At 61.7% G+C, this 10,691-nt stretch carries 8 protein-coding genes; 2 read left to right on the forward strand and 6 right to left on the reverse strand.

Annotated elements, in window-relative coordinates; translation table 11 throughout:
* Positions 1–85: 85 nt before the first annotated feature.
* A complete protein-coding gene (locus tag LB568_RS29190; protein WP_224731948.1) occupies positions 86–1,024 on the forward strand; it encodes an alpha/beta hydrolase in 939 nt (312 codons plus the stop codon).
* Between the two features lie 184 nt (positions 1,025–1,208).
* On the opposite strand, the gene LB568_RS29195 is transcribed toward LB568_RS29190, so the two are convergent.
* From LB568_RS29195 to LB568_RS29220, 6 genes are all read right to left on the reverse strand, one after another.
* The gene (locus LB568_RS29195; RefSeq protein WP_224731949.1) at positions 1,209–3,914 is read right to left on the reverse strand and encodes a hypothetical protein; all 2,706 of its coding nucleotides are present in this window, start codon (positions 3,912–3,914) and stop codon (positions 1,209–1,211) included.
* 212 nt (positions 3,915–4,126) lie between these two features.
* Positions 4,127–5,785, reverse strand: coding sequence for an FAD-binding dehydrogenase (locus tag LB568_RS29200; protein ID WP_224731950.1), 1,659 nt, complete (start codon positions 5,783–5,785; stop codon positions 4,127–4,129).
* A 40-nt stretch (positions 5,786–5,825) separates the two neighbouring features.
* Entirely contained in the window at positions 5,826–6,812 is a 987-nt protein-coding gene (locus LB568_RS29205; RefSeq protein WP_224731951.1) for a Gfo/Idh/MocA family protein, read from the reverse strand.
* A 123-nt stretch (positions 6,813–6,935) separates the two neighbouring features.
* A complete protein-coding gene (locus LB568_RS29210) occupies positions 6,936–7,511 on the reverse strand; it encodes a YceI family protein (RefSeq protein WP_013891674.1) in 576 nt (191 codons plus the stop codon).
* Positions 7,512–7,627: 116 nt separating this feature from the next.
* Entirely contained in the window at positions 7,628–8,200 is a 573-nt protein-coding gene (locus tag LB568_RS29215; RefSeq protein ID WP_013891673.1) for a cytochrome b, read from the reverse strand.
* Between the two features lie 184 nt (positions 8,201–8,384).
* Positions 8,385–9,275, reverse strand: coding sequence for a LysR family transcriptional regulator (locus tag LB568_RS29220; RefSeq protein ID WP_013891671.1), 891 nt, complete (start codon positions 9,273–9,275; stop codon positions 8,385–8,387).
* Between the two features lie 96 nt (positions 9,276–9,371).
* Between LB568_RS29220 and LB568_RS29225 the strand changes: the two genes are divergently transcribed.
* Positions 9,372–10,367, forward strand: coding sequence for an aldo/keto reductase (locus tag LB568_RS29225; RefSeq protein ID WP_224731952.1), 996 nt, complete (start codon positions 9,372–9,374; stop codon positions 10,365–10,367).
* The last annotated feature ends 324 nt before the right edge of the window (positions 10,368–10,691 follow it).

Consider the following 10,691-nt stretch of genomic DNA (forward strand, 5'->3'; position numbering starts at 1 on the left):
TGCCAATCTCCCCCCTTGCGGGGGAGATGGCCGGCAGGCCAGAGGGGGGTGCCCGGGCTCAGCCTTTGCAGTCGGCGCGGCCAGCATGACCGACTACAGCACCCTCATCGACGCCGAGACCTGGGCCTTCATCGAGCGCACCAATTCCTATTACCCGCCAGATACGATCGATTATACGATCGCCGAACAGCGCGCGATCTACGACCGCATGTGCCGGGAATTCTTTGCCGGCTATCCCGAAGGTGTCTCGGCCGAAACCTCGGCCATAGCGACACCAACGCACAACATCCCGATCCGCCTTTACCGCAGCGCGCACCAAGCAGCGGCGACGGTGCTCTATATCCATGGCGGCGGCTTCATCCTTGGCGGGCTGGACAGCCATGACGATGTCTGCGCCGAACTCTGCACCCGCACCGGCTATGAGGTGGTCTCGGTCGACTACCGGCTGGCGCCGGAGCACCTGCATCCGGCCGCCTTCGACGATGCGATGAGCGCCTTCGAATGGACTGCCGCAAATCGCGACCATCCCATCGTGCTTTGCGGCGACAGCGCCGGCGGCAATCTCTGCGCCGCCGTCAGCCATGCCACGCGGGGTCACGCGAAAAAGCCGTTTGGCCAGGTGCTGATCTATCCCGGCCTCGGTGGCGACAGCTCGCGCGGCTCTTATGTGACGCATGCCGAGGCGCCGATGCTGACGGCGCGCGATATAGAATTCTACAAGCATGTCCGTACCGGCGGGTTGGACCAGACCGGCGACATAACGCTGTCGCCGCTCGCCGACGCCGATTTCGCTAACCTGCCGCCGACGGTGCTGATTACAGCCGAGTGCGATCCGCTGTCGTCGGACGGCGAGGCCTACCGCGACCGCATCGTCGCCGCCGGCGGACGAGCGTATTGGTTAGAGGAACCAGGGCTGGTGCACGGCTATCTCCGGGCCAGGCACACGGTTGGCCGCGCCCGCGCCAGCTTCACCCGGATCGTCGACGCCGTGGCCGCCCTCGGCCAGGGCGCCTGGCTCTGGTGAGAAGCTTCCGTCACGCATCGCTGCCGGCAATGCCATAAACGCGACGTATATATTTCAGGCCAGAACCTCCTCTCGAATTCCTATGCGGCCAGCGACTATGTAGGTCCGACGCCCGGGCTGACAGACCGGCTTCAGGCGAACATGAAATCATATGAATCGGACTGGTGGACTCTGAGAATGGATTTCAGGGTGCACGCGTCTCATTGGGCAGCATCGGCGCAAGAGCTCCTCCCATCCCGAAATAAAGTGAGGGATTGGCCTCTATTTTGGCCAACTCGGTTGCAGATAGTGGCGACTGTCGGGTTGCGACGCAGTTATCCGTTGTCACAGTGAGGGTCAGGTCAGCATGGGCTGTGACGGCGACGATGGGGCCCCTGCAGGCAGGAAATGTAGAAATGTCAATTACGGGCGTGAGAAAAGTGCCATCCGACGTATTCACGATTCGGATCTGGCTAGCTGCACTGACGGCGAGTATTTCCCTATCCGGTGAGTAAGTGATCGCGATCTGCACGTTGACCGGCAATCCGACTTCGGGCGTGGTCCACAAGGTTGCCAACGGCGGCTGTGCTGGAGGAACTAACCATGGCAACACTGACCCGGCCCATGCCAGCATGCTTGTGTCTGAGGATATCTTTAGATCGGCAATTTCCTGGAAGATGGAAGCCAGAACGAACGACCCAGAGCTTGCGATCAATCGTGTCGCATCGTGGATATTTGTATCGCTATCTCCGGTGAACTCGAAACTTTCAGGTGGCTGAATGAGCTGGCGCGTAAGGAGTTCTGGGATACCGTCGGTAAATTTGTAAGCCCAGAGCTCCAAGGCGCCGCGGGGAGCTGCAGCCGGAGCCGCGACTAAGACGGCCTCATCGGTCATTGCAACCGCGCTAACGCGAGTAAGAGGGAAGACTGTCGGCGCGAGCACAACCATGTTCTGCAGGTCGATCAAAGACCACGAATTCCCTATACCCTCGCTAGCATCGTCTGCGAGAGCCAGATAGCGACGGTTAGGAGACATAGAGAGATCTCCTTTGGCCAGATAGTAGAACCCGTCCTCCACACACCGGCCAACGTCGACTTCCGTTCGAAGTTCACAAATGAGCCATTCGACCCACGCTTTGCCCATGACCTTGCTAAGTGCGATGTAGTGCTTAGCACCGGGCCCTTGAAAGGTGTAGAAGCAGTCCCCGTTATTGAACGAGAGGTCGTTGACCGAAGGGTCATCCGTCGTGCTGTCGTCGAACCGCAGCTTACCATTTTCCCGGCGATCGTGAGTAAAAAGCATCTCGCCATAGGCGCATCCGGAGGTCGACGTATCATCCTTGGGAACCGGGGTGCTGGCGACGAATGACCATACGTTTGACTCTGACGAAACTGCTGGAAAACGAAATGACGGGGGAACTTCTATCGACAGCGGTAGAAGACAGGTTTTCGTGCGTGCGGTTTGCTCATCCAACTTCGCTTGAGCTGTCTTGTATTGCTCCGGTGTCGGGTCATCATCATCATTGTCCGGCAACTCAAGTGCAGGCTCGATCGTGGCACAGTCTAAACCCGCCGCCGGGTGGCCACCAAAATAGGTCCCATCGCCCCCATCCAAATTTACATCAATCACATAGTGAGGAGTGTTATCCTCTTCTGGCTGCGCGACGTCAAAATCGAGGGCAACATGGCTGCTGCCCTTCAATCGCCACATGTGCACATTCGATGCGTCGTATCCTTCTTCGTCAATCGACGTCTTCCACTTGACCTTCCCCGTCCGATCGTCGATCACCCACACGGACCGTCCTTCTCCGACCAGAATGAACAAATGAAAGTCGGTCGAGTGGTACTCGACGATAGGTCGGCGCACCGAAAGTCTGATTGGCTGATCCCGGATCAGATAAGAGCCGTCGCCCCACTCATAGACAGTATCCGTTCTTAAGCTGCGGCTGGCTTTATCAAACGAGTTGAGCCGCTGTCCTGCGAACCGCGCGAGAATGTGCGCTGGGTCGCTTTCGCTCTGCGAATGGGCAAGCCTCAGCAGGGCCAAGAACGCTGTGGGAACCGACCGGTCAGATTGCATCTGGGTTGCGGCTGTTTGGTATTGCCGCCGGTAACTTTCCTCGGCAGCCGCTCGGCGCGGTTCCAGATAGGCAATGTTCCAAACCAGGAGAAAGGTCATCAGATAGACACAGATCTTGACGGGATCGGCTAGGCGCAAAAGAGCGTAGAAAATGCCTTTGGGTATCGTGTTTGGGGGAAACGGCAACCCGTCACGCGGTTTGGCTGTCGCGGCCAAAACCGGTAGCCACCATTCGCGCATAAAGGCGTCGGCATCGACGCCTGCTGGCTTAAAATAATGCCCATGCCCGCCAGGGAAAAACCGGTTTTTCACGTCAACGCCTATAAAACCGTAGAATCCCACTCTTCCAGCCATGCCCGTGAAGAGTACGAAAAGCTGGCTCAGAATCAGGACCTTGTCATCCCAGCCACAGTCATTGAGGACCCGTTGGATGCCTTTTCCATTCATCCGACTTCTGGCGATCACCGCAGACCAGTCGAAAGAAGACCGCAGGACGCTGGCGGCCAGAATGATCGTTTTTATTCGCGGAATATCCGGCGGCTTCATGCCGCGAATGGCGTGAGCAACGATATGTGTACCGAAAGAATGCGCCACTAGGGAGAAATGAGCCTCGGGATTATCTTTCACCAGTTGCTCAAAATGTCGGCGAAATGCTCTAACGGCCAGCCAGCGCGCAAACGGTATAAGGAACGCAAGGACGCTGAAATATCCAAAACGATATCGTTCGGTAACAATTGAAGGATTAACAGCTAAAATATCGCCGAGACGGTCCTGCCATTGACCAAAATCTCGAATCCCATGTACCGCAATGACTATGTGTTTTTTGCCCATTGCCATCCCCAGAAAACACAACAGATTAGCCTACGGGCGCCGCGCTGTCATCAGCGCGCTATTAAGTAATTGCTCACTAGCATTTCCTGGAAATAAGCACCTAGTCGGCGCTGTCAACATACTCGACTTGACTGTACGTCTCTATGAGATTGCCAAGCGAAGAAATGAACAGCGCTGTTCCGGTATAGTGAGCTCGGTAGGCTTTGGACCTCTCACGCCACCGAACGTGCCGCCGCCCGGCCGGCGCCGCGGCCGGAAAAGATGCAGCCGCCGAGGAAGGTGCCTTCCAGCGCCGCATAGCCATGCACCCCGCCGCCGCCGAAACCGGCGGCCTCGCCAACGGCATAGAGCCCTGGCACCGGCTGGCCATCCTCACCCAGCACACGGCTGTCGAGATCGGTCTGCAGGCCACCCAGCGTCTTGCGGGTCAGGATGTTGAGACGCACCGCGATCAGCGGGCCATTCGCCGGGTCGAGCATCTTGTGCGGCTTGGCCGTGCGGATCAGCCGGTCGCCGAGATAGGCCCGCGCGCCACGCAGCGCGGTGATCTGCATGTCTTTGGAGAACGGGTTGTCGAGCTGCCGGTCGCGGGCGCGGATTTCGCGCTCGACCTGGGCAGGCTCGAGCAGCGGCTCGCCGCCGGCCAGCGCGTTCATGCGGGTGACCAGCTTCGAAAGATCGGCCTCGACGATGAAATCCTCGCCCTTCTCCATGAAGGCTTTCACCGGTCCTGGTATGCCTGAGGTGGCACGCCCCAGCACCTGACGCCAGCTCTTGCCGGTCAGGTCCGGGTTCTGTTCGGAGCCCGACAGGGCGAACTCCTTCTGGATGATTTTCCTGGTCAGGATGAACCAGGAATAATCGAAGCCGGTGCCCATGATTTGGCTGAGCGTGCCCAGCGTGTCGAAGCCGGGATAGAGCGGTACCGGCAGGCGTTTGCCCCGCGCATCGAGCCACAGCGACGACGGGCCAGGCAGGATACGGATCGCGTGGTCGGTCCAGATCGGCGCCCAGTTCTTGATGCCCTCGACATAGTGCCACATGCGGTCGCGATTGATGATCGAGCCGCCGGCCTGCTCCGTGATCGCCAGCATGCGGCCGTCGACATGATCGGGCACGCCGGTGATCATGCGCTTCGGCGCCGCGCCAAGCCGCTTGGGCCAGTTTTCCCGGACAAGCGGATGGTTGGCGCCGATGCCGCCGGAAGCGACGATCACCGCTTGTGCATGAAGTTCGAAATCGCCTGATATTTCGCGCGAGCTCTTATGGCCGCGCTCGACCGTGCTCGGCTCAAGGATATCGCCGCGAACACCGGTGACGGCAGCGCCCGTCCGCGTCAGTTCGTTGACGCGGTGGCGGAATCTGAAGCTGATCAATCCGCGCTTCTGCGCCTCGCGCACGCGCAGGACGAAGGGTTCCAGCACGCCGGGACCGGTGCCCCAGGTGATATGGAAGCGCGGCACCGAATTGCCGTGGCCGATGGCATTGCCGCCGCCGCGCTCGGCCCAGCCGACCACAGGGAAGAACTTCAGGCCGCGCTCCATCAGCCAGGAGCGCTTCTCGCCGGCGGCGAAGCCGACATAGGCTTCCGCCCATTTGCGTGGCCAGTGATCTTCCGGCCGGTCGAAAGCGGCGGTGCCCAGCCAGTCCTCGAGCGCCAGATCATGTGAATCGCGGATGCGCATGCGCCGCTGCTCGGGCGAATCGACGAGGAAAAGCCCGCCGAACGACCAGAACGCCTGACCGCCCAGCGACTGCTCCGGCTCCTGGTCGACGGTGATGATCTTCTTGCCGGCCTCGGCAAGTTCGGCGGCGGCAACCAGCCCGGCAAGGCCGGCGCCCACAATGATCACGTCCGCATCGTCAGCCATTGCCCCTCCCAGAATTAGCCGGCTATTTTAAAGCAAGCAGTTAGACAGCCTCCCAGCCGTCCTTGCCGCCGGCGCGGAAGATGGCGTCGATGACCTTCTGGTTGAGCACGGACTCCTCCAGTGTGAAGACGCGCTCCTTGCCGCCCGCCGCTGCCCGCGCGAAGGTCTCGACCTCCAGCCGGTATTGCTGCGTGCCCGGAAAGCGGAACACCTGCGCCTCGGTGTGGTTCTGGTTGTGCAGTTCGACGCGGTGATGATCGTAGAGGCCGGCATTGAACGGAGAAAAAACCTCGATGAAACCCTTCTCGCCGTGGAACACCATCACCTGCCGCGCCGCCATCTGCGTCGACAAATAGAAGGACAGTTCGAAGTCGCCGAAATCGGCGCGGATCGAGGAGTAGATATCGGTGCCGAATTTCTTGTCGCGCTCGATCGTCGCCTGCACGCGCAGCGGCTCCTTGCCGGTCGAAAAGCGCGTCGACACGGTCGGGTAGACGCCGATGTCGGGCAGCGCGCCACCGCCGAGATCGAGCTGGTTGCGCATGTTGTTGGGGTCGACATTGTAATAGGAAAACGCGCCCTGCACGTGGCGCAGCCGGCCGATGGCGCCGCTGGCGATGAGATCGCGCACCTTGATCCACTGCGGATGATAGATGACCATGAACGCCTCGCAGACCAGCACCTTCTTCTGGTCGCGCAGCTGGATCAGCGGCGGGATGTCCTTGGCGTCGAGCGCCAGCGGCTTTTCCACCAGCACATGCTTGCCGGCTTCGATGGCCTTCGCCGTCCATTCGACATGCTGCGAGGTCGGCAGCGGGATGTAGACGCCGTCAATGTCCTTGGAGGCAAGCAGTTCCTCATAGGAGCCGAAGGCATGGCGTGCGCCGAAGCGCTCGGCCAATGCCTTGGCCTTCGACAGGTCGCGGCTGGCGATCGCCGACAGCACGCCGTTCTCCGCCTCGACAATTGCCGGCAACAACTGCTCGCGGCCGATCTTGGCCGTCGACAACACACCCCATCGGAACATCACGCTTCTCCATGCCGATTTTTACAGGCGACGAGGTTTGCCTGAAATCGCCGGAAAAGCCAATGCGATGTGCCGTAGCAACTAACCCCGCTTACCCCAAGGTCAGCCCCGCTTACCCCCGGGTCAGCCCCGCTTACCCGTCAGCGACATGTCGAAGTCGACGATATTGGAATAGAGCGGCGTGCCGACATCCATGCCGTAACGCGACCTCAACACCTTGCCAGTGACATGGAATTTGATCGTGCCGCCCTTCGATCCGTCGAACTCGGCGGTGAACTTTTCCGCAAACGTCTTGCCGCGCGCCGTCAGCCGGCCGGTGACAAGGGCTGATGTGTCGCCGGTGCGGGTCACGCTGGTCGAACGAAACTGGATCTCCGGGCTGTTGGCAGCGTCGAACACCGCGTCGGAGCGCAGGAAGGCATCGATGCGGCCCTGGCCGGTGCCGACGCTTTCCGGATAGATGGTAAAGTCGACCTTGGAGCGCCCGACATCGGAATTGTCGATGCGGATCGTGCCCTTGAAGCGGCCGAAGGCGCCATCGAAGCCCCCGCCACCGGCCTTGCCGATGGTGAAACGGATGCTGGAGGCCGCCGGATTGATCGTATAGCTGCCGGCAGCCTCGCCAAGCGAAATGGCCGCTGAAACAGGCATGGCAAGGCAAGCGGTAACCGCCGCAAATCCGAAGATGCGTGCATACATGGGGAGTAATCCTTTTTGGAGGCAACGCTGGTCGCGTCCTCGCCCCATCAACGAACCAACTGCCGGTTCTATTCCCGGCCAGATCTATTCCCGGCCAGATCTATTCCCGGCCAGGTCTATTCCCGGCCTGACGAAGGCGTGATCATGCGCGTGAGCACGCTGTCGCGCAGCAGGAAGTGATGGCGCAACGCGGCAGCGACATGCAGCGCGACGAGCGCGATGCCGGCATAGGCGAGGTACCAGTGCACAGATGCCCAGAGGCTTTCGGCAAGGTCGGACTCGGCGAGCGGCAGGTTGGGCATCACGAACAGGTTGAACGGCATGGTCGGGATTTCCAGCGTCGACACCGACACCAGTGCCCAGCCTGACAAGGGCAGGGCGATCTGGAACGCATAGAGCGCCAGATGCGCGAGCGGTGCTGAACGCCGCTCCAGGGCGCCAACCGAGGCCGGCAGGGGCGGCGCCGCATTGCCGAGCCGCCAGGCGATACGCAGGATGATCAGGCCAAACAGCAGGAAGCCCAGGGATTTGTGCAGTTGGATCAGCTCGAAGGCAGCGCGCTGGCTGGTGAGCCGCACCATGACGAAGCCGAGCCCAAACTGGCCGATGAAGATGATCCCGATCAGCCAGTGAATAAGAATGGTTGCCCAGCCGTAGCGGGTTCGGGTGTTGGTGATTGACGCCTGCATGGGAGGCGAACGAACGGCAGGGCAGGTTTCTTCCGACGCTCTTCACCCTCCCCTTGTGGGGAGGGTCGATCCGCGTAGCGGATCGGGGTGGGGTCTCGTAGGGCGCATCCCTCCCGGCTCGCAATCTCCGCTTCGCTCCGACTGCGAGCCGACCCTCCCCACAAGAGGGAAGGTAAAGCGCGCCTCATGCGCTCACCTTGAAGAAATCGACGAAAGCCCTGAGTGCCGGACGCATCTGGCGGCGGCTCGGATAGTAAACGAAGAACCCGTCGAAGGACGGGCACCAGTCCTCCAGCACGCGGATCAGCCTGCCGTCGGCGAGCGGCGCGCGGACATAGGGCTCGAAAACGAAGGCCAGCCCGGCGCCGTCGACCGCGGCCTGCGCGATCAGATGGTCCTCGTCGAGGATAAGCGGTCCTTCCACCGCCATCTCGATCGCCTCGCGCCCCTTCTCGAATTCCCAGCGATAGAGGATGCCGCTGGAAAAGCGGAAACGGATGCAGCGATGATCGGCAAGGTCGCGCGGATGGCGCGGGATCGGCATCGCTTCGAAATAGGACGGCGCGCCGACCACCGCACCGCGAATATCCGGCCCGATGCGCACCGCGATCATGTCGCGCTGCAGGCTCTCACCCAGTCGCACGCCGGCATCGAAGCCACCTTCCACCACGTCGGTGAAGCGATCCTCGACGACGATCTCAAGCACGATGTCGGGGTAGGCTGCCGCAAAAGCGCCCAGCCTTGGCGTCAGCACCAGATGCGCTGCCGTGCGCGGCACGCTGAGGCGCAGATTGCCGGCTGGCCGGTCGCGCGCCTCGACCGCCGTCTCCAGCGCCAGGTCGATCTCGGACAGCGCCGGCCGCAGCCGTTCCAGCAGCCGCGCACCTTCTTCGGTGGGCGCGACACTGCGTGTGCTGCGCGACAGGAGGCGAACACCAAGCCGGGCTTCCAGGCTGGACACCGCGTGGCTGACCGCCGACGGCGCGATCGCCAACTCCTTGGCGGCGCCGCGGAAGCTGCCGCATTGGGCGACGGTTGCGAGCACGGCCAGTTGGGAAAGGTTCGCTCGGTTCATTGATCTATATTCTAGAACAGCCCGTGCGAATGAGAGCCGATTATCGAACACAAGGCAAGACGCTATTTATCCCGCATTGCAACAAGGAGACGCGTTATGCAAACCCGCAAGCTAGGAACTGAATTGAACGTCTACCCCGTCGGCCTCGGCTGCATGGGCATGAGCTTCGCCTATGGCGGCCAGCCGGAGGCTGAAGCGATCGCCACATTGCGCCGCGCCGTCGACATCGGCGTCAATTTCTTCGACACGGCGGAGGTCTACGGCCCCTATGAGAACGAGGTTCTGGTCGGCAAGGCGCTGAAGCCGGTGCGCGACAAGGTGACCATCGCCACCAAATTCGGCTTCAAGATCCTGGAGGAAGGCACGGGCACCGACCGCATGGCCGGCGTCGACAGCCGCCCCGAGCACGTCAAGGCTGTCGCCGAGGCGTCGCTGAAGCGACTGGGCACTGATGTGATCGACCTCTACTACCAGCATCGCGTCGACCCCAACGTGCCGATCGAGGACACGGTCGGCGCCATGGCCGAACTGGTGCGCGAGGGCAAGGTACGGGCGCTCGGTCTGTCGGAAGCGAGTGCCGCGACCATCCGCCGGGCGCACGCCGTGCATCCGATCGCGGCCGTGCAGAGCGAATATTCGCTGTGGAGCCGCGACCCGGAAGACGAGGTGTTCGCCGTCTGCCGCGAACTCGGCATCGGCTTCGTTCCCTACAGCCCGCTGGGTCGTGGCCTGCTGACCGGTACGATCGCCAAGCCCGAGGCCTTGAGCGACGATGACTGGCGCCGCACCTTGCCGCGTTTCCAGACCAACGCCATGGAAGCCAATGCCAAAATTGTCGCCACGCTGGAAAAGCTGGCGGCGGAAAAAGGCGTCACCTCGGCGCAGCTGGCGCTCGCCTGGGTGCTGCACCAGGGCGATTTCATCGTGCCGATCCCCGGCGCAAGAAAGATACGTCATCTGGAGCAGAACACGGCGGCGGCCGGGATCGAGCTGAGCGCGGCCGAGGTGGCGGCGATCGGTGACGCGCTGTCGCCCGATAAGGTGGTCGGCAAGCGTTACACGGAGGAGTTGCTGGCGCTGGTGAATGGGTGAGGAGCGCTTCGGCGCTCCTTCTTCAATGCCGCGCGATACAAATGACTGGGAAAAATTGGCGCGAGGCACCCCCCTCTGCCCTGCCGGGCATCTCCCCCGCAAGGGGGGAGATCGGCAACTTCCCGGTCCCGCCTCGCCTTCTGCGCCGAAGATCGGCGAAAGCCTGGATCAGGGCCGATCTCCCCCCCCCTTGCGGGGGAGATGCCCGGCAGGGCAGAGGGGGGTGCCTCGCACCGGCATCTCTTATCCCTGCCTGTCACCAAGGCACCACCGCAATCTCCGGCCAACATTCCCTCGCCCGCGCCCCCTTCGCATCATGCGTGC

Origin of the sequence: Mesorhizobium sp. B263B2A, assembly GCF_020165775.1 — a bacterium.
Lineage (GTDB): Bacteria > Pseudomonadota > Alphaproteobacteria > Rhizobiales > Rhizobiaceae > Mesorhizobium > Mesorhizobium opportunistum.

Bases quoted from the DNA above. Each gene is read 5' to 3' on its own strand.
- LB568_RS29190 (WP_224731948.1), top strand. From the start codon at position 86: ATGACCGACTACAGCACCCTCATCGACGCCGAGACCTGGGCCTTCATC.
- LB568_RS29195 (WP_224731949.1), bottom strand. From the start codon at position 3,914: ATGGGCAAAAAACACATAGTCATTGCGGTACATGGGATTCGAGATTTT.
- LB568_RS29200 (WP_224731950.1), bottom strand. From the start codon at position 5,785: ATGGCTGACGATGCGGACGTGATCATTGTGGGCGCCGGCCTTGCCGGG.
- LB568_RS29205 (WP_224731951.1), bottom strand. From the start codon at position 6,812: ATGTTCCGATGGGGTGTGTTGTCGACGGCCAAGATCGGCCGCGAGCAG.
- LB568_RS29210 (WP_013891674.1), bottom strand. From the start codon at position 7,511: ATGTATGCACGCATCTTCGGATTTGCGGCGGTTACCGCTTGCCTTGCC.
- LB568_RS29215 (WP_013891673.1), bottom strand. From the start codon at position 8,200: ATGCAGGCGTCAATCACCAACACCCGAACCCGCTACGGCTGGGCAACC.
- LB568_RS29220 (WP_013891671.1), bottom strand. From the start codon at position 9,275: ATGAACCGAGCGAACCTTTCCCAACTGGCCGTGCTCGCAACCGTCGCC.
- LB568_RS29225 (WP_224731952.1), top strand. From the start codon at position 9,372: ATGCAAACCCGCAAGCTAGGAACTGAATTGAACGTCTACCCCGTCGGC.